The sequence below is a fragment of the Microvirga sp. RSM25 genome (genome assembly GCF_044784385.1).
Classification (GTDB): Bacteria; Pseudomonadota; Alphaproteobacteria; order Rhizobiales; family Beijerinckiaceae; genus Microvirga; species Microvirga tunisiensis.
Genome location: NZ_CP173039.1, coordinates 2,351,423 through 2,370,603, shown reverse-complemented (window position 1 = coordinate 2,370,603; position 19,181 = coordinate 2,351,423). Strand labels below are relative to the sequence as shown.

At 62.2% G+C, this 19,181-nt stretch carries 18 protein-coding genes; 17 read left to right on the top strand and 1 reads right to left on the bottom strand.

What is annotated here, in order from left to right:
- Positions 1 to 30: 30 nt before the first annotated feature.
- Genes ACD578_RS11145 through ACD578_RS11135 form a run of 3 tightly spaced genes read left to right on the top strand, consistent with a single transcriptional unit; the run spans position 31 to position 2,629 of the window.
- Positions 31 to 1,191: an SMP-30/gluconolactonase/LRE family protein gene (locus ACD578_RS11145; RefSeq protein WP_404293052.1), complete on the top strand. Its 1,161-nt coding sequence runs from the start codon at positions 31 to 33 to the stop codon at positions 1,189 to 1,191.
- A gap of 29 nt (positions 1,192 to 1,220) precedes the next feature.
- Positions 1,221 to 2,372 carry a potassium channel family protein gene (locus ACD578_RS11140; RefSeq protein ID WP_404293050.1) on the top strand — a complete coding sequence of 384 codons (1,152 nt, stop codon included), beginning with the start codon at positions 1,221 to 1,223 and terminating at the stop codon, positions 2,370 to 2,372.
- Positions 2,373 to 2,398: 26 nt separating this feature from the next.
- The gene (locus ACD578_RS11135; RefSeq protein WP_404293048.1) at positions 2,399 to 2,629 is read left to right on the top strand and encodes a hypothetical protein; all 231 of its coding nucleotides are present in this window, start codon (positions 2,399 to 2,401) and stop codon (positions 2,627 to 2,629) included.
- A gap of 109 nt (positions 2,630 to 2,738) precedes the next feature.
- Here the strand turns inward: ACD578_RS11135 and ACD578_RS11130 are convergent, their stop codons facing one another.
- Positions 2,739 to 3,173 carry a MarR family winged helix-turn-helix transcriptional regulator gene (locus ACD578_RS11130; protein WP_404293047.1) on the bottom strand — a complete coding sequence of 145 codons (435 nt, stop codon included), beginning with the start codon at positions 3,171 to 3,173 and terminating at the stop codon, positions 2,739 to 2,741.
- Positions 3,174 to 3,232: 59 nt separating this feature from the next.
- On the opposite strand from ACD578_RS11130, the gene hmgA reads away from it, so the two are divergent.
- The 14 genes from hmgA to ACD578_RS11060 all read left to right on the top strand — a co-directional run bounded on the left by hmgA (position 3,233) and on the right by ACD578_RS11060 (position 19,164).
- Positions 3,233 to 4,591 (top strand): homogentisate 1,2-dioxygenase, encoded by a 1,359-nt coding sequence (gene hmgA / locus ACD578_RS11125; protein WP_404287275.1) that lies wholly within the window; start codon positions 3,233 to 3,235, stop codon positions 4,589 to 4,591.
- Positions 4,592 to 4,599: 8 nt separating this feature from the next.
- A complete protein-coding gene (fahA, locus tag ACD578_RS11120; protein ID WP_404293045.1) occupies positions 4,600 to 5,907 on the top strand; it encodes a fumarylacetoacetase in 1,308 nt (435 codons plus the stop codon).
- Between the two features lie 10 nt (positions 5,908 to 5,917).
- Positions 5,918 to 6,553 carry a maleylacetoacetate isomerase gene (gene maiA, locus ACD578_RS11115; RefSeq protein ID WP_404293043.1) on the top strand — a complete coding sequence of 212 codons (636 nt, stop codon included), beginning with the start codon at positions 5,918 to 5,920 and terminating at the stop codon, positions 6,551 to 6,553.
- Positions 6,554 to 6,983: 430 nt separating this feature from the next.
- Positions 6,984 to 8,180 (top strand): ABC transporter substrate-binding protein, encoded by a 1,197-nt coding sequence (locus ACD578_RS11110; protein WP_404293041.1) that lies wholly within the window; start codon positions 6,984 to 6,986, stop codon positions 8,178 to 8,180.
- A 70-nt stretch (positions 8,181 to 8,250) separates the two neighbouring features.
- On the top strand, positions 8,251 to 9,171 hold the full coding sequence (locus ACD578_RS11105) for a branched-chain amino acid ABC transporter permease (protein WP_404293039.1): 921 nt from the start codon (positions 8,251 to 8,253) through the stop codon (positions 9,169 to 9,171).
- A gap of 5 nt (positions 9,172 to 9,176) precedes the next feature.
- Positions 9,177 to 10,955, top strand: coding sequence for an ATP-binding cassette domain-containing protein (locus tag ACD578_RS11100; protein WP_404293037.1), 1,779 nt, complete (start codon positions 9,177 to 9,179; stop codon positions 10,953 to 10,955).
- A 16-nt stretch (positions 10,956 to 10,971) separates the two neighbouring features.
- Complete coding sequence (locus ACD578_RS11095; protein WP_404293035.1) at positions 10,972 to 11,694, top strand: ABC transporter ATP-binding protein; 723 nt, start codon at positions 10,972 to 10,974, stop codon at positions 11,692 to 11,694.
- A gap of 31 nt (positions 11,695 to 11,725) precedes the next feature.
- A complete protein-coding gene (locus ACD578_RS11090; protein WP_404293033.1) occupies positions 11,726 to 12,586 on the top strand; it encodes an IclR family transcriptional regulator in 861 nt (286 codons plus the stop codon).
- 216 nt (positions 12,587 to 12,802) lie between these two features.
- Positions 12,803 to 13,552 (top strand): SDR family NAD(P)-dependent oxidoreductase, encoded by a 750-nt coding sequence (locus tag ACD578_RS11085; RefSeq protein ID WP_404293031.1) that lies wholly within the window; start codon positions 12,803 to 12,805, stop codon positions 13,550 to 13,552.
- A 48-nt stretch (positions 13,553 to 13,600) separates the two neighbouring features.
- Complete coding sequence (locus tag ACD578_RS11080; RefSeq protein ID WP_404293029.1) at positions 13,601 to 14,281, top strand: EthD domain-containing protein; 681 nt, start codon at positions 13,601 to 13,603, stop codon at positions 14,279 to 14,281.
- 126 nt (positions 14,282 to 14,407) lie between these two features.
- Positions 14,408 to 16,144 (top strand): FAD-dependent oxidoreductase, encoded by a 1,737-nt coding sequence (locus ACD578_RS11075; RefSeq protein WP_404293027.1) that lies wholly within the window; start codon positions 14,408 to 14,410, stop codon positions 16,142 to 16,144.
- A 38-nt stretch (positions 16,145 to 16,182) separates the two neighbouring features.
- Positions 16,183 to 17,370 (top strand): NADH:flavin oxidoreductase/NADH oxidase, encoded by a 1,188-nt coding sequence (locus tag ACD578_RS11070; protein ID WP_404293025.1) that lies wholly within the window; start codon positions 16,183 to 16,185, stop codon positions 17,368 to 17,370.
- Positions 17,371 to 17,386: 16 nt separating this feature from the next.
- Positions 17,387 to 18,343 carry an MBL fold metallo-hydrolase gene (locus ACD578_RS11065; protein WP_404293024.1) on the top strand — a complete coding sequence of 319 codons (957 nt, stop codon included), beginning with the start codon at positions 17,387 to 17,389 and terminating at the stop codon, positions 18,341 to 18,343.
- A 161-nt stretch (positions 18,344 to 18,504) separates the two neighbouring features.
- Positions 18,505 to 19,164, top strand: a complete 660-nt coding sequence (locus ACD578_RS11060; protein ID WP_404293022.1) for an EthD family reductase — start codon at positions 18,505 to 18,507, stop codon at positions 19,162 to 19,164.
- Positions 19,165 to 19,181 lie beyond the last annotated feature (17 nt).

Below are 19,181 nucleotides of genomic sequence, written 5' to 3'. Positions count from 1 at the left end.
GCAGCCGTATCCCACACGATGGAGATGAACATGCTCAGGTTCACACCAGTGACCCTGCTTTTCGGAACGCTGCTGGCCACCACCTCCATGGCACAGCAGAGTGCAGCACCATCTCAGGGTACCGCGCAACTGCAGCAGGTCGCCAGCTTTGAACACCAGGTGACCGGGGTGACCGTTTCGAAGGATGGACGCATCTTCGTCAACTTCCCGCGTTGGACGGAGGATGCACCGATCTCGGTGGCCGAGGTGACGCGCGACGGCCAGATCAAACCGTATCCGGATGACGAGTGGAATTCCTGGCGCAATGCCAAGAAGAACCTGATGTCAGCCAGCGATCACTTCGTGTGCGTCCAGAGCGTCGTGGCCGATGCGCACGGCAATCTCTGGGTCGTCGATCCGGCCGCGCCAGCCACAGCACCCGTTGTGCAAGGTGGGCCCAAGCTCGTCAGGATCGACCTGACGGCGAACAAGGTTGCGCAGGTGATCCGCTTCGACGAGACGGTCGCGCCTCAGGGCAGCTACCTGAACGACGTGCGGTTCTCGCCGGACGGGCGGCATGCCTACCTGACCGATGCCGGGGCCAAGGGTGCTCTCGTTGTTGTGGATCTCCAGAGCGGCAAGGCTCGGCGCGTCCTTGACGGCCACCCGAGCACCCAGCCGGAAAAGGACGTGGTGGTGAAGACGGATGGGCAGGAGTTGCGCCGGCCCGACGGGCGCGGGGTCGAATTTGCCGCCGACAGCATCGCGCTCTCTCCCGATGGGCGCACGCTCTACTGGAAAGCCCTGACCGGCCGGACCCTCTATCGCATCACGACGGATGCGTTGGAGAACCCACGTTTGTCTGCGAAGGACCTCGAAGCTCGTGTGGAGCGTATCGCCGAAACCGAGCCGACGGACGGTCTTTGGATCGACGGGCGCGGGCGGCTTTATCTGAGCGCGATTGAGCAGGATGCCGTGAAGGTTCGTGAGGGGGATCGCATCACCACACTTGTACAGGACAAGCGGCTGCGCTGGCCCGATACATTCTCGGAGGGACCCGACGGGACCATCTACGTCACCAGTTCCCGCATCCAGGACATGAGCTGGTTCAAACCCGAGACAGGCCCGCGCCTTGAGACGCAGTTATGGCGCATCGAGCCTGGACCGAACGGGGAGGCGACCGGCTCGACCGGGCAACCGCAACGTCCCTGACGGAGCAGCTGGGATGACAGGAGGTAGCCATGATGGGGCGACTGGAGCAGGTCCTTGGCATACTGGTGATCCTGATCATCTTGCTCGATATCTTTCTGACTGTGCTCTACGCCCGGATCGGCACCAGCCTCATCGGATCCAGGGTCGGGCGGCTGGTCTGGGCTTCCTTCGTCAGAGCCTCAAAGGGTTTTGGCACCAGACGAGGAGTTGTTCTGTCCGTCTGTGGTCCGGTCATCCTCGTGCTGCTGGTCGGGGTCTGGGCTCTCGGGCTGACGCTTGGGGCGGCGTTGATCATGCACTCGGAACTCGGCACGTCTATCCGCGCCACCAACGGCGAGACGCCCACCGACTTCGTCACCGCGATGTATGCCGGTGGCACCAGCATGGCGATTGTCGGCGCGAGCGACTTCACCCCGCACACGAGCCCGACACGGCTGCTCTTCCTGTTCAACTCGCTGATCGGCATGTCGGTGATGTCGCTGACGCTGACCTACCTGATGCAGGTCTATACGGCGCTCCAGCGGCGCAACGTGCTGGCCATGAACATTCATTTCCTCTCAGGGTGCACAGGCGATGCCGCCGAATTGCTGGCCCGTCTTGGACCTCAGGGGCAGTTCAGTGGAGGCTACACGAACCTGTCGGAACTCGGTGTCGAGATGACCATGGCCAAGGAGTCGCACCACTTCTACCCGGTGCTGTTCTATTTCCGCTTCAGTGATCCATACCACTCGGTGTCCCGTTCCACGCTGGTCGCATTGGACACGGTGAGCCTGATCAAGAGCGCCCTGGATGATCAGAAGTACCGCTGGCTGAAGGAGGCAGGAGCCGTCGCGCAGCTCTGGGAGGCGTCAATGATGCTGGTCACTACCTTGGAGGACACCTTCCTCCCTTCTGGAGCACCAGAGCGCGAGGCTCAACCGGACCAGCAGACCCGGGACCGCTGGCGAGCACGCTACCACGACGCCCTGCTTCGGCTTCGACAGGCGGGGATCGAGATCACGGCTGACGGGCAGGCCGGTGCCGAGGCCTACATCTCCTGCCGCATGCAATGGGATCATCACATCACGAACCTGGCTCCCTCCATGGCTTACAGCATGGAGGAAATTGACGCGGCAATGAGCGGTTTAGGATCGAAGGACAGCGCGAACGATCCCCGGCCCCGCCTACACGTGGCCGAATAGCAGAAGTTGATCCGATGGAGGCGGGAATGCCGCTCAGCGAGACGGCCCGCGAGATCCTCGAGTTCTTTCGTGAGACACACCGAAAACCTGGCGCCCGCATAACAATGGCAACACTGGATGCGCACTTCGGAACAGATCCCGCTGTTGCAGTGGCTATTTCGGAGTTGAAGCAGCTCGGATATGTGACCGTGCCGGACGGTGGGACAGTCGAGCTGACGGACCTCGGCTTCGACGCAATCCATCGTGGCGTCGCATGAAGGTCTGCTTCTGGCACATCTGAGACCTAGGCCCGAGGGCCGTTAATCTGGCAGAAGCGGACATTGGACAAGGGCAGGGGATCGCCGGAGGTTGACCCAAATCACAGGGTCATAGCGTTTTGAAGATCTTTTCGAGCCGCTCCAAGGCGTTTAGAACCGCCTCGGCTTCCGGCCCGAGCGCGTCCAGGATGTGGCATTCGAACGCCACGGCCTTCGGGACGATCTCTCGGTAAGTCTTCTGGCCGAGGGCTGTGAGAGACAGGATCTCCTCGCGCCGGTCCTCCTCGCTCGGGCGGCGCCTGAGCCAGCGCCTCTCCTCCAGAGCCCGCACCGCCCGGCTGACCTTGGTCTTGTGCATGGATGAGTGCTGGCCGATCGCCTTGGCGCTGATCGCCTCAAACTGGCCCAGCGTCGCCAGCACCCGCCATTCCGGGATCGTCAGGTCATGATGCGGACCATAGACCGAGCGGAAGTCTTGGGAGACGGCCGCCGCGATCCGGTTCAGCCGGTAAGGGAGGAAGTGTTCGAGTTCGAGTTTGATCATTGGTTGTTGGTTACAAAATGGACAGTTACAGTCGTGACCAACTCTAGGAGGTCGCGACCATGAATGTCCAGAACCCGTCCTTACAGACCCAGGCCGCCGGCCGGCTGCAGAGCGCCATCCAGCCCGGCTACATGTCCGGCTTCGGCAACGGCTTCGAGACCGAGGCGCTGCCCGGGGCGCTGCCGATCGGGCGCAACTCCCCCCAGAAGTGCTCCTACGGGCTCTATGCCGAGCAGCTCTCCGGCTCGCCCTTCACGGCGCCACGCACCACCAACGAGCGCTCCTGGCTCTACCGCATCCGCCCGACCGTCTCCCATTGGGGCCAGTTCCAGAAGGCCGATATCGGCCTGTGGCGCACGGCGCCGGCCGTCGAGGTGGAGGTGCCGATCGCGCCCATGCGTTGGGACCCGATCCCGATCCCGAGCGAGTCCGTCTCGTTCCTGGAGGGCATCCGCACCATCACGACGGCGGGTGATGCCGGCAGCCAGGCGGGCATGGGCGCACATGTCTATCTCATCACCCGCTCGATGGCGGACGAGTATTTCTACAATGCCGATGGCGAACTGCTGTTCGTGCCGCAGCAGGGCTCCCTTCGGCTGTGGACCGAGTTCGGCATCATCGACATCGAGCCGGGCGAGATCGCGGTGATCCCGCGCGGCGTGAAGATCCGGGTCGAGCTCACGGGCGGTCCGGCGCGCGGCTACATGTGCGAGAACTACGGCGGCGCCTTCACGCTGCCCGAGCGCGGACCGATCGGCGCCAATTGCCTGGCCAATCCGCGCGACTTCCTCACGCCCGTGGCGGCCTACGAGGACAAGGACGCCCCCTCCAAGATGTATGTAAAGTGGGGCGGCTCGCTGTGGGTGGCCGAGATGGACCACTCGCCGCTCGACGTGGTGGCCTGGCACGGCAACTACGCCCCGTACAAATACGACCTGCGCCGCTACTCGCCGGTGGGACCGGTTTTGTACGACCATGCCGACCCGTCGATCTTCACGGTGCTGACCTCGCCGTCGGAAACGCCCGGCACCGCCAACATCGATTTCGTGCTCTTCTCCGACCGCTGGCTGGTGGCGGAAAACACCTTCCGGCCGCCCTGGTACCACATGAACGTGATGAGCGAGTTCATGGGTCTGGTCTACGGCGTGTACGATGCCAAGACCGGCGGCGGCTTCGTGCCGGGCGGCATGTCGCTGCACAACACGATGCTCCCGCATGGGCCTGACATGGATGCGTTCGAGAAGGCCAGCAATGTGGAGCTGAAGCCGCACAAGCTTGAAGGCACGATGGCGTTCATGTTCGAGACGCGCTTCCCGCAGAAGGTGACGGCCTTCGGCGCGAACACCGAGTCGCTGCAGAAGGATTACGGCGCCTACGGACACAAGCTGAAGAAGCATTTCAACCCAAACCAGCGGTGATCGAAACGATGGCTCAACTCGATCACACGCATGATTCGAAGCTTGAAAGCTGGGTGGTCTCTGCCAACGGTCACTCCGACTTTCCGATCCAGAACCTGCCGCTGGGAATCTTCAGCCCCGGCGGCGGCGCTCCGCGCGGTGGCGTGGCCATTGGCGACCGGATCCTCGACTTGTCGGCTGCCTTGGCAGCCGACCTCTTCACAGGGGAGGCTGCGCGGGCAGCGGAAGCAGCCTCCGGTTCGGTGCTCAATCCCTTCCTGGCGCTTCGGGCAGGACCCAGGCAGGCTCTGCGCGCAAGACTGTCCGAACTGCTGAAGACGGGCAGCCCTGACGAGGGCAGGGTGGAGCCGTGCCTGCAACCAGCCTCCGACTGCGCGCTGCACCTGCCGGCGCACATCGGCGGCTACACGGACTTTTACGTCGGTATTCATCATGCCACCAATGTCGGCAAGCAGTTCCGGCCCGACAATCCGCTGCTGCCGAACTACAAGCATGTCCCGATCGGGTATCACGGCCGCGCGTCATCGATCCGCCCCTCGGGTGTGCCAGTGCGGCGGCCGCGGGGGCAGACGAAGCCCCCGGATGCGTCGGAGCCGGGCTTCGGGCCCAGTCAAAGGCTCGATTACGAGCTGGAGCTGGGCGTCTGGATTGGACCCGGCAACGAACTCGGCGCGCCCATCGACATCGGCAAAGCATCCGAGCACGTGGGCGGCTTTTGCCTGCTGAACGACTGGTCGGCGCGCGACATCCAAGCTTGGGAATACCAGCCGCTCGGTCCGTTCCTGTCCAAGAACTTTGCCAGCACCATCTCGGCCTGGATCGTGACGCCGGAGGCGCTGGCGCCGTTCCGCATCGCGCAGCCCGGGCGACCTGAGGGCGATCCCGCGCCCTTGCCATACCTGACGAATGAGGCGGACCAGCGCGAGGGTGCACTGGATCTGGAACTTGAGGTTCTGCTTCTCACCCCGGGCATGCGGGAAAATGGACTGCCGCCGCATCGGCTCGCTCTCTCGAATGCAAGGCACATGTACTGGACGGTGGCCCAGATGGTCACACACCACACCAGCAACGGCTGCAATCTGCAGCCTGGCGATCTGTTGGGCACGGGAACGATCTCGGGTCCCGATCAAACCAGCTGCGGCAGCATTCTGGAGGCGACCCTGGGCGGGAAGAGCCCGATCAACCTCGCCTCGGGAGAGGAGCGCCGCTTCCTGGAGGATGGGGACGAGGTGATCCTGCGGGCCCGCGGCCGCCGGGATGGCTGTGCGCCGGTCGGCTTCGGCGAATGCCGGGCCGTGATCCTGCCGGCTGCGTGAGGGTGCAGGCATGAAGCTCTATACGTATTGGCGGTCTACCTCCTCCTACCGGGTGCGCATTGCCTTCGCCTTGAAAAAGCTTGAGGCGGAGCAGGCCTTCGTTCATCTGGTCCGCAACGGGGGCGAGCAGAATGCTCCCAGCTACCGGGCGATCAACCCGCAGGGCCGCGTGCCGGCGCTCGAACTCGATGACGGCAGCATTCTCATCCAGTCTCCTGCAATTCTCGAGTATCTTGAAGAGATCTATCCGACACCGGCGCTTCTGCCGTCCGATCCGGTGGCAAGGGCCAAAGTCAGGGCAGTGGCGTCGATCATCGGTTGCGATGTTCATCCGCTGCACAATGTCGGTCCGCTCAACCATCTCAGGAAAGTTTTCGGTCGTTCAGAGCCGGAGGTACCCGCCTGGATCGCCACTTGGGTGGGGCAGGGGCTTTCGGCCGTTGAAGTCCTCATCGGCGATGAAGGCTTCTGCTTCGGTCCGGAGCCCACACTGGCCGATGTCTTTCTCCTGCCGCAACTCTACGCAGCACGGCGGTTTGCGGTGCCGCTGGAGGCCTTCCCACGCATTCTCCGCGTCGAGAAAGTCGCCGGTGAGCATCCAGCTTTCCTCAGCGCGCATCCTGGCAACCAGCCGGATGCAGAATAGGATGAGTCTGCAGGGTTTCTGAAACGGGATTCTGTCCTTCGAGATCTTCACAGCGGCCGCTTACGCTATAAGCGGCCGCTTTCGCTTTTGAGCGATATCTAGACGGCTCTCCCTGAAGGCACGCTGTCACCACTACCAAAGTCAATGCATTCGTCTATTGCAAACGCATTCGCTATTCGGTACTTATATTGGTAAGCTCTGGCAAAAGAGCGGACGATATGAAAGACAGAAGGGAAGGAACCGCCCGAAAGCCTATCCCGGCATTGCCGGAAACGGTGCGGATGGCGTGAGCAGGCGAAAGTCGGCACTCCTCTTTCCTCCCTTGGACCTTTGAGAACTGGCGGGCCCTGCCTGCCCAAAACTCGGACGGGTTGTGCGCAATGGGCGTGGTACCCGCGGCCGAAATCGTACCCTTGAGGGAAGGAAAACCATGACGCCAAAACATACAGCCCTGAAAGCAGCTCTCCTTGGTAGTGTGCTCGCCATGTCGTCGGCGGCCTATGCCCAAGAGATCAAGATTGGTTTTAACGGCGATCTTTCCGCTTCGCCGTCCGCACAGAGCGGGCAGGCTGGCGTGCTCGGCATCCAAGCCGCCATTGAGGATATCAACGCAGCCGGGGGCGTACTTGGCCGCAAGCTGACCCTTGTCGTGCGCGATGACCTCTCGCAGCCGCCGAAATCAATCCAGAATATGAGCGATCTCATTGACAACGAGAAGGTTGTGGCGGTTCTCGGCCCGACCAATTCCGGCAATGCACTCGCCTGGAAGCACATCCCCAACCAGAAAAAGAATCCGTCTATCGGCTGCATCGGCTCCGCCACCGACATCACCAAGCCTGCGAGTGCCAACGCTGAAAACTACATGTACCGCGTCTCAATGGTGGATCGGGCGCAGGTCGCTGGCCTCATTGCCTATACGAAGAACAATCCGGCAACCAAGAATGTCGGTTTTCTTGTTGAGACCACAGGGTATGGCCAAGGTGGTTTGAAGGATCTCCAGGAACTCGCCGAAGCCAAGGGCCTCAAGCCGGTGGCGACTGAGAAGTTCGGTGTCAACGACACCGACATGACTTCCCAGCTGAACAAGCTGAAGAGTGCCGGCGTCGATACGGTTCTCGTCTGGGCGCAGGGCACCCCGATCGGGCAGCTCGTGCGCAGCATGGAGAAGATCAACTACTTCCCCGTGACGCTCACCTCCTGGTCGTCGGATAACGCGAGCTTCTTCGATACCGCAGGCAAGACGCTGGCTGAAAAGCCGATCTTTATGCGCACCATCACCGAAGATCGTACCCCCAAGCAGCAGCAGCTTTACGATCGTCTGGCTCCAAAGATGGCTTCCAAGAGCGCCTTCAGCTTCGCGGCTCATTGCTATGACGCACTCATGATTACGGCTGCTGCGATCAAGCAGGCGGGCAGCACCGAGGGGCCGAAGATGCGCGAGTCGCTCGATAACCTTCAGTCGCCGGTCGAAGGCATCATGAAGACCTACAACAAACCATTCTCCGCGTCCGAGCACGAGGCGCTGACGGCCGCCGACTACCGCTGGACCCGCTGGAAGGACGGAAAGCTGGTCACCTATACGGACGATGTGGTGAAGGCTCTCAAGCCAACGGACTTCACGCAGTAGGGCTGCAACTGCCCAGCCTGCCGGTTCTCCCGGACCGGCAGGCGTCGACACTTTGCACGTTGGAGCTTTCATGGACGTCTACATCCAGACTCTCCTCAGCGGACTTGCCGTCGGTGGCGTCTACGCCCTGATCGCGCTTGGTTTCAGCATCACCTTCACAACCACCAAGACGCTGAACTTCGCTCAGGGCGAGTTCATCGCGTTTGGTGCCTTTATCGGCGTGACGATGCTCCTGCTGTTGTCGGGCCTAGCGAGCACAACGACGGCTGTTCCAAGCGAGGCGGCTTCCGCCTGGCGATATCCAGCGGCGGTCTTTGTCGCCGGAGCGGTCGCGGGCTTGATGGGGATCCTCATCTTTCTGCTTGCGGTCAGGCCCTTCGCCGGGAAGGGGGGCATGAACTGGGTGATGAGCACTCTCGGGTTCGGCGTGATGCTCCAGAGCATTGGACTTGCCGTCTGGGGGCCTGCGCCCGTCATGGTGCCGTCTCCGCTGGGAGATGACGTGCTGCGGATCGCCGGAGCCGGCGTCCGCCCGCAGGAGCTTCTGGTTCTGGCCTGCGCCATCCTGATCATGGTGGCGCTCGATCTGGTGATGCGCCGCTCGCGCATTGGCAAGGCCATGATGGCCGTGGCGCACTCGCCCCAGACCGCGAGCCTGATGGGTATCAATGTCAGCCTTGTCATGATCGGCGCCTTCGCCCTGTCAAGCGGTCTCGCAGGCGTGGCGGGCGTTTTGATTGCTCCGATTGCCTCTGCCTCCCTGTTCATGGGCATGGGTTTCGCCCTCAAGGCCTTTTCAGCGGCGATCATTGGCGGCCTCAATAACCCACGCGGCTGCATCTATGGCGGGTTCATCCTGGGCGTGCTGGAGTCTGCCGTCGGCCTCTGGCAGGCACAATGGCGTGAGATTGTGGTGTTCGGCCTGATTATCCTGGTTCTGGCGTTTCGCCCGGCGGGCCTCTTCGGCCAGGCTGCTGTCGACAAGGTTTAACTCTCATGCGCCACTTGATTGGATCTGTCGTTTTCGCAGCCGTGATCGCCGCAGTTGCATTGTTCATCGACAACGAGTTCTATCTGCGCACCCTGTTCATGATCTGCGTCTACTTCCTGTGTGCAGCGGGCATGAACGTACTCCTGGGCTTTGCTGGACAGAAATCACTCGGGCAGGCCGGCTTGTTCGCGGCGGGTGCTTATGCTGTGGCCATGCTGACAACCCGCTTTGAAGTCGGTCCCTGGCTATCCCTTCTCTTGGCGTGTGGCGTTTCGGCCGTCTTCGGCATCCTGATCGCGATGCCGTCGCTGCGCGTGAAAGGGCCGAGCCTTGCGATGGTCACCCTGGCCTTTGGTATCGTGATCGAGAAGGTGGTCACGGAAGGCTCCGAGGTGTTCGGCGGCGCCATGGGCATTTATGCGATTCAGCCGCTCAATATCGGCGGCGTGCCTTTCACGATGCTGCAGTGGGTCTGGTTCGGGCTGGGGCTCTGCCTCGCCGCCCATCTTCTCCTGCGCAACCTTCTGCAGGGCCGGTTCGGACGAGCCTTCCTGTCGCTGCAGGCTGACGAGGTTGCGGCCGGCGCAGTGGGTGTTGCGGTGTACCGCTACAAGGTCCTTGCCTTCGTCATCGCCGCTGTGACCTGCGGGTTGGCAGGCGCGCTCGTGGCCCAGCAGAACCAGTACATCAACTCTGACTTCATCAATTTCCACCTGTCGATCTTCATCCTTCTTCTCGTGCTGTTCGGCGGCAGCGGCTCACTCTATGGCCCGCTCCTCGGATCGGTAACCCTCGTCATCATCGGGGCGCTCGTGGCGCGCTGGACCTGGATTGAGCATTTCGTGAACGGCGCGCTGCTGCTGTTCGCCCTCTACGCCATGCCGAAGGGACTGGCCGGCGTCTTCGGCTCGCTCTTCAGGAGGTTCGGGCTTGGACACAGCCCGGGCAGAGGCGCTGAGCCGGGCCGGGCTGCATCAAAGCTTCCGAGCCGATCCGTCCCCCAGACGGTTGCGGGAAGCCTGCTGACAGCCGACAGCCTCAACAAGGCCTTTGGCGGCGTCGTTCCCGCCAAAGATGTATCTGTCAACCTGACGGTCGGCCATATCCACGCCCTGATCGGGCCGAATGGCGCGGGCAAGAGCACCTTCATCAACATGCTGACCGGCATTATTCGGCCCGATCGCGGCAAGGTGACGTTCCTGGGCCACGACATCACGCAGCAGACGGTTCACGGCATCTGCGGCCATGGTGTGGCGCGCACCTTCCAGAATCTCAGGCTGTTCAAGGATCTGTCCGTCCGCGAGAACGTGCTTCTTGGGCAGCATTCCCGGATGCAGAACGGATTTGTCTCATCGCTCCTCGGATTGCCCAAGGCGCTGCGGGAGGAGGCCAAGGCGCTGCAGAAGGTCAACAATATCCTTCAGTTTACTGGGCTCTTGCAATATGCCGACGCTCCAGCGGGAAGCCTTGCTTACGGTCTTCAGCGCCGCGTCGAGCTGGCGCGGGCACTGGCCTCGGAACCTCTGCTCCTCCTCTTGGATGAGCCAGCTGCCGGTTTGAATCCGCAGGAAACGGCGGAACTCGGACAACTGCTGGTGCGCATTCGCAACGAGGGAATGACCATTCTTCTGATCGAGCACCACATGGATCTCGTCATGACGATTTCGGACCACGTGATCGTGCTCGATTACGGCCAGAAAATCGCCGAGGGCACGCCGAGCAAGGTCCAAGCCGATCCAAGGGTGATGGAGGCCTATCTCGGCACCTCCGTCGAGGCAGCCTAGGGCAGGGGGCACGCACATGCTGAAGCTGAGGGACGTTGATCTGGCCTATGGACCGATTGCGGCGGTCCGCAAGGCCTCCATCGATGTGGAGGCCGGCGAGGTCGTCGCCATCGTGGGCGGGAATGGGGCTGGCAAGAGCACCTTGCTCAAGGGCATCGCTGGGCTGATGCCTGTAGGATCGGGGCAGATCGTCTTCGATGGCGAGGAGATTTCGCGGCTTGCGCCCCACAAGCGGGTGGCGCGGGGGATCGCCCTTTCACCGGAGGGGCGTCAGGTTTTTCCGGACCAGTCGGTCTACGATAATCTTACTTTGGGAGCCTATTTCCGGCGGCTGTCCAACGATGCTCTCGATGCCGAGGTGGAGGCGCAGTTCAAGCTTTTTCCGCGGCTGCGGGAGCGGCGCGATCAGCTCGCTGTCACCCTGTCAGGCGGTGAGCAGCAAATGCTGGCGATCGCGAGGGCCTTGATGGGAAAGCCCCGTCTGCTTCTGCTTGACGAGCCTTCCCTTGGCCTCGCACCGAAGATCATCCAGGAGATTTTCGACATCATCGTATCCCTACGTAAATCCGGCATTACCATCCTGCTTGTGGAACAGATGGCCAATATGGCACTTGCTATTGCGGATCGGGCCTATGTGCTCGAAACGGGGAGTGTTACACTGTCTGGCACCGGGCAGCAGCTCCTCCACGACCCCAAGGTCCGCGCGGCGTATCTCGGGATTTCCCACAACGCCGCGTGATGCGGGGCGGATCACAAACACTGAGCAGGTCATGAGCATAGAAGGACGCGGCGTACAATCGGTCGAGGTCGGGGGGCGTATCCTCTCGGCTTTGGTCAAAGCGGGAAAGCCCCTGATGCTGCGCGAACTCGCAACCTTGGCCGATGTTGCCCCCGCCCAAGCCCATGCCTACCTCGTGAGCTTCCGTAAGCTCGAACTCGTTGAGCAGGATATCGCAAGCGGCCGTTATCAGCTTGGTCCCTTCGCCCTCCAGCTCGGCATCGCACGGCTGCGCAGCTTCGATCCCCTGCGGCTCGCAGGTCATGCCATCGTCGAGTTTGCGGAACAGATCGACCACATGGTGACCATCGCCGTGTGGGGAACTCATGGTCCTACCATCGTGCAGGTCCAAGAGGGTAGCGATCAGGTCCACGTGAACGTGCGCACCGGCACCGTTTTTTCCGTCACCGGCACCGCGACCGGAAAAGTCTTCGCCGCCTTCATGTCGCCGAAGGTCATCGAAGCTCAGTTGGCCGAGGAACTGCGGAAGGGAGCTCGCATTCAGGGCGTGGGTACGGCAACGTCGCGCAAGGAGCTTGAAGCCGAGATCGTAACCGCGAGAAGGCTTGGCTATGCCTCCACGGAGAGCAAGCCCGTTACTGGCATCAACGGTATCGCGGCTCCCGTCTTCGACTACAGCGGACAGATGCAGCTCGCCATCACCGTCATCGGACCGACTGGCGTTCTGGACATTCATCCCGAGAGCGCCGACGCCAAGGCTCTGCTGGCGTTCACGCGCAGGTTGTCAGCCCAGCTCGGTTACATGCCCCACGCCATCGGCGAGATGCCTCAGGTGGAGGCCGCGCAGAATGCCACTGCCGAAGCTCCCGTAAAGCGTCGCCGCCGGGCATAGCTTCTCCCCCCAGCCGCTTTCGATCCAACGCTGGTGCTCGGCAGACTCTGTCGTCGCGCAGGCACGCTCTTGCCCGCGCATGGTGGCAAGTTCAGGCGCTCGGCGCATTTACGACTATTCGCTATTTGCGAACGCATTCGTCATATGCTTATATGAGGCTAGCGCCGTCGCGATCAAAGGGGCGGTGTTCTCAATCAAGTCAGGGAGCCGGAACGAATGCTGCTCAAAGGGCGTATTGCGCTGGTCACAGGCGCCGGTCAGGGCAATGGTGCTGCCATTGCGCGAGGCCTAGCGAAGGAAGGGGCGCGGGTCATCGCGACCGATCTGAACGGCGAGGCGGCATCCCGCACGGCCGCGGGAATTGTGGACGAGGGCGGAGAGGCCTGGTCCTATGCCCTTGATGTTGCCAATGCAGAAGCCTGCAGTGCTCTGGCACGCGATGTGGAAGGCTCCATCGGGCAGGTTTCCATTCTCGTGAACAATGCCGGCATATGCCCGCGCAACACCATCGACAGCCCCGATGTGATGCGCTCCTGGGATGCCGCGATGCAGGTGAACCTGAACGGCACCCTGAACGTCACGCTTGCCTTTGTTCCGGCTTTGCGCGCGACGAAAGGCACGGTCATCAACATGGCCTCCATTGCCTCCTTCGTGTCGACTGCGACATCGATCAGCTACTCGACGTCGAAGGCTGCCGTGCGCATGCTCACCCAGAATCTCGCGCAGGAACTCGCCAAGGATGGTGTTCGCGTGAATGCCATCGCTCCAGGCACCCTCAACACTCCAATGACCGAGGCGACGCGCACCAATCCTGAGCGGGCAGAGCGTTTCCTGTCTCGAATTCCTCTCGGTCGCTTCGGAGAGCCGGAGGAACTCGTCGGTCCGACCGTCTTCCTCGCGTCCAGCATGTCGAGCTACGTGACCGGCACGACTCTCGTCGTTGACGGCGGCTATCTAGCGGTCTGAGGAGGCCAACATGATCGTTCGCATGGGACTTCTCCGCGCAGGCCTGGCGTGACTCAGGCCGAGTTCAGACGCCACTGGCGCGAGGTGCATGGCCCTCTCGCCGCGCGCCTGCCGGGACTGCGACGCTATCATCAGAACCATGTTGTCGACAACCGCCAGCTTGCCATCGATCATGCCCGGGGAGCTTGGTCCATCGACGGCATTTCAGAGCTGTGGTTCGACAGCGAAGACGACATGAAGAGGGCCTTGTCTTCCAATGAGTACAAGGAGGTCGCACGCGACCACCACCTCTTTGTCGGTCCAACGGCGCTGATCACCGCCGTACAGAATGTGGTCGTGCCCGTCGATCCCTCCGCCGGGCCGCTCGTGAAACGCATGTCGATACTGACCCGAAAGCCGGGTCTCACCCCCGAGCAGTTCAAGGAAGAGTGGTGGGGCTTCCACGCCGAAGCCGTCAGCAAGTTTCCGAACCTGATGGGGTATACCCAAAATCTTGTGACCGGGCGAAGCTCAGGCCTGGGCCAGCCCGCCTCCTACGAGGCTCTTCCCATCGATGGCATGGTGGAACTGTGGTTCCGCTCCGTCGCAGATGTCGAGGGCGCGTTCCACTCCCCGGCGGCGAGTGTCTCGCAGGCGCATGCACTCAGCTTCATCGCCGAAATCACAACTTTCCTCGTCGAAACCCATGAGATCGTCCCAGCCGGAATGAGCCAGAAGTCGAACGCGTGAGGCTTGCGAAATATCTTGAATGAGCGAATGCGTTCGTCTAAAACAAATTAACGAACGCATTCGCGTATGCTGAATCAAAGATCTCCCGGCGCATTTGACCAGCCGGTATGAGATGCGAGGAACGCCATGACGCCAACGAAGATGGTTACCTGCGATGTCCTTGTTGTCGGATCGGGAGCAGGCGGTCTTGCGACCGCGCTGACGGTCCGTCACCATGGACTCGACGTCATCGTCACGGAGAAGGAGCCGGTCTTCGGCGGAACGACCGCACGCTCCGGCGGCTGGATGTGGATTCCCTGCAATCCGCTGGCACAGAAAGAAGGATTCAAGGACTCCAAGGAAGCGGCGCGCACCTACCTCCAGCACGAAGCCGGCAATCACTTCGATGCGGGCCGTATCGATGCCTTCCTTGAGAACGGCCCGAAGATGGTTGAGTTCTTCGAGAAGAACACCGAGATGGAGTTCACCCTTGGGCCTGCCTTCTCGGACTATCATCCCGATGCGCCGGGCGGCACGCCCGGCGGCCGGTCGATCGTGGCGACCCCTTACGATGGCCGCAAACTCGGCAAGGAGATCGCGCGCCTCAGGCCGCCGCTCAAGGAAATCACCTTTCTCGGCATGATGATCGGCTCCGGTAAGGAACTGCTGCACTTCTTCAACGTCACCCGCTCTGTCAAATCGGCAGCTTATGTGGGCGTGCTTCTGGCGAAATACGGTCGGGATCTGGCCTCTCACGGACGTGCGATGCGGCTGACCAACGGCAATGCGCTGATCGGGCGTCTCGCGAAATCCGCCTTTGACCTGAACGTTCCGATCTGGACCTCCTCGCCGGTGAAGGACCTGATCGTGGAGGATGGTGCGGTCAAGGGCGCCCTGGTGCAGACTGAAGATGGTGTAACCGAGGTCCGCACCCGCCGCGGCGTCGTGCTTGCCGCTGGCGGCTTCCCGCAGGATGTACTGCGCCGCAAAGAGCTGTTCCCGCATGCTCCTACTGGACAGGAGCACTGGTCGCCGGCGCCTCCCGGCAATACAGGTGATGGTATCCGGCTCGGTGAGAAGGTTGGAGGCCGCGCGATCGAGGGTCTGCCGAATGCGGCGGCCTGGGTGCCGGTTTCGCTGGTTCCGCGCCGTGACGGAACATCGGGTCCGTTCCCGCATTTCATCGACCGGGGCAAGCCGGGCGTCATCGCCGTCACCAAGCACGGCAAACGCTTCACCAACGAATCCAATTCCTACCACGACTTTGTGCAGGCCATGATCGGCGCCTGCGGGGGCGATCCGGAAAAGGCGGCGTGGCTCATCGTCGATCATCCGACGATCCGCCGCTATGGCCTCGGTTTCGTGAAGCCGTTCCCTGTGCCCCTGACCCCCTATCTGCAGAACGGATACTTGCTCAAAGGACGAACGCTGCGCGAACTCGCGCAGAGAGCCGGCATTGACCCTGCTGCCTTCGAGCAAACCGTGGAGACATTCAACCGCGACGCTCGGAAGGGCGAGGATCCGCAGTTCAAGCGCGGCAGCACCGCCTATAACCGCTATCTTGGCGATCCCGACCAGAAGCCAAATCCCTGTGTCGGTCCGATCGAGCGCGGCCCCTTCTATGCGGTGAAGGTCGTGCCGGGCGATCTCGGGACCTTCGCGGGTCTTCGCACCGATCCGAATGCGCGGGTTATCGACGAGAGTGGACAGGTCATTCCAGGCCTCTATGCCGCTGGCAACGATATGGCGAGCATCATGGGCGGCAACTATCCAGGCGGCGGCATCACGCTGGGCCCGGCCATGACGTTCGGCTACATCGCCGGCCGACATCTGGCGGGCGTAACGGAGGAGAGCACTTCCGTCACGAGCAGGCCAGCGGCGTGAGCCGCCCGCGTGCTGCAGCCGAAGAAGGTAGAAGTGTCATGACGTCACCGCACCGGCCGTGCCTTTTCGAGCCTCTGCGCATCCGTGGCATTGAACTCAAGAACCGGGTGGTCATTTCGCCAATGTGCCAGCATTCAGCGGACGAGCGGGGCTGCGCCGGCGCGTGGCATCTGGTTCATCTGGGCAAGTTCGCCCTTGGTGGCGCGGGGCTGATCTTCGTCGAAAGCACCGCTGTGGAGCCGGGCGCGCGGATCGGCGTTCGGGACGTGGGGCTCTGGTCGGATGAGCAGGTCGCACCGTTCCGGGCGATCGTCGACTTCGTGCATCAGAACGGCGCGGCTATCGGTGTCCAGCTTGCCCATGCTGGACGCAAAGCCGGATCGCAGGCTCTGTGGGAAGGCGGGCGCGCCTTGACCATGGAGCAACTGAAGGAAACGGGCGAGCCTTGGCGCCGCATCGGTCCGAGTGCCCTTGCCGCGGGCCCTGAGTGGTCCGTTCCGGAGGCCCTGAGTTGCGCAGGCATCGCCGAGATCAGGCAAACGTTCATTGCCGCGACCGAACGGGCCGACCGGGCCGGCTTCGACGTTCTCGAGCTGCATTTCGGTCACGGCTATCTCGTGGCATCGTTTCTGTCGCCGCATTCCAATCGCCGCGAAGACGATTATGGCGGCTCCCGCGATAACCGCATGCGGCTCGCCCTTGAGGTCGCGCGCGATGTCCGGGCGGCGTGGCCTCAGGACAAGCCGCTCTTCGTGCGTATCTCCGCGGTCGACGGCACCGAGGACGGCTGGGGGCTGGACGACTCCGTTGTCCTCGCGCGCGCGCTCAAGGCCATCGGCGTTGACGTGATCGACTGCTCGTCAGGTGGCCTCTCCGACGAAACGCGCAACATGAACGTTCCAAGAGGACTGGGCTTCCAGGTTCCGTATTCGGAGCGCATCCGCCGCGAGGCCAATGTCCTGACGCAGGCTGTGGGAGTCATCCTCGATGGGCCGCAGGCGGAAGCCATCCTGCAAGAGGGCAGGGCGGACCTGATCGCGGTTGGCCGAGAGGCGCTCTACGACCCCTACTGGCCTCATCACGCGGCTCACGATCTTGGTCATGACCTGCGGTTTGAGGACTGGCCTATTCAGCATGGGCCATGGCTCGCCAAGCGCGCGCCTCTGATTGAAAAACTCCGTTCCGCGGACAACAGCGCCAGAAGCCTGACAGGCTCCGGCCGGTAATCGGGAGAAGCAGACAATGTCCAGCAAAGCCTTCGCCTCGACAGGAGATCTGTCGGACAAGACGGTGTCATTCACCGAAATCGGGCCCGATCTCTACGCCTATACCGCTGAAGGCGACCCGAACACAGGCATCATCATCGGCGATGACGGTTGCATGGTGATCGACGCTCAGGCCACCCCGGCCATGGCTGAGGATGTCATCGCCCGTGTACGCAGCGTGACGGACAAGCCGATCAAGTACGTGGTGCTGTCCCATTACCACGCGGTGCGGGTACTCGGCGCCTCGGCCTACAAGGCTGAAGCCATCATCGCCTCGAATACCACCTATGACCTGATCGTTGAGCGCGGCGAACAGGACAAGGCCTCCGAAATCGGGCGATTTCCTCGCCTGTTCCGGGGCGAGAACAGCATTCCGGGCGGTCTGACCTGGCCGACGCTGACCTTCGAGAGCGGCATGTCGGTGTTTTTAGGAAAGCGCGAGATCAAGCTGTTTCATCTCGGTGCAGGGCATACCGCCGGCGACATCGTCGCCTGGGTACCGGATGCCGAGGTGATGTTCACAGGCGACCTCGTCGAATATCACTCGGCCTGCTACTGCGGCGATGCCCACCTGCGCGAGTGGCCGCAGACGCTCGACGCCATCCTGGACTTCCAGCCCAAGGCGATCGCGCCCGGCCGCGGTGATGCTCTGCAGGGCGAGCGGCAGGTGCGCGAGGCCGTGGCCATGACGCGAGACTTCGTCACCTCGCTCTATGGCGCGGCGGAGCTGTCGGTGGCGCGCGGCCGCTCACTGAAGGAGACTTTCGCGGCCACCCGCCAGGTCATGGACCCGAAGTTCGGCTCGTTCGCCATCTACGAGCACTGCCTGCCGTTCAACGTCGCCCGCGCCTTCGATGAGGCCTCCGGCATCGACCATCCGGTTATCTGGACCGCCGACCGAGACCGGGAAATGTGGGCGGCCCTGCAAGGCTAGAAGCAGCTGCCACAGCAAAATCACCGAGAGAGGGAACAGTCTGGACTGTTCCCTCCTGAATGCCGCCCCGACAGGACGCCCAGAAGACTGGACTGGCCCGGATCGCCTGGACCGAAGAGTAAGCGCCAATGTTCTCTTGCGACCTCAAACAGGAGTGAAGCATGATCATTCGCAGCGGGTTGATCCGCAAACGCGACGATGTCGACTTCACTCATTTTTCCGAGCACTGGCGTCATGTGCACGGACCGCTCGCGCTGCAAGTCGCGGCCATGCGGGCATATCGGCAAAACCACATCCTCGCTCGTCGTCCCTCGCCACAGGCCGCAAGGCTGCACCGCGTGGATGGCATCTCGCAACTCTGGTTCGACGACATCGAGGCCATGCGGGTGGCCATGGATTCCGCCGAACAGCGCGCCTGTGTCGAAGACTTGCACACGTTTCTCGATGGCGTAACCATCGTAGTGCAGCAGCAGGGAGACACGCGGCAACACGGCAACACCAGCCATTTGCCGGCAAAGTTCGTTTATCTGCTGGGTGGCCCCGATGCTGCTCTGAAGTTTTTGGACGAAGAGCTCTTCGCCTTACTCGCCGCCCTTTGGAAAAGCATGGCACTCCGCACCAATCTGGTCATCAACGAGGAACACTCGGCCGATCCGGCCGTCCGGTCGGGTCGCCAGGTCGTCGACGCCGTGCTGGAAGTCTGGTTACCGGAAGGCGCGAACGATAATGCGATGCAGAGTGCGCTCGCTGATACCACCGATATTAATGTTATCGGAGCGTTTCAGGTTGATGAGTTGACCCTGAAAGATCTCAAGCGGTGAACGATTGTGGCTTGATG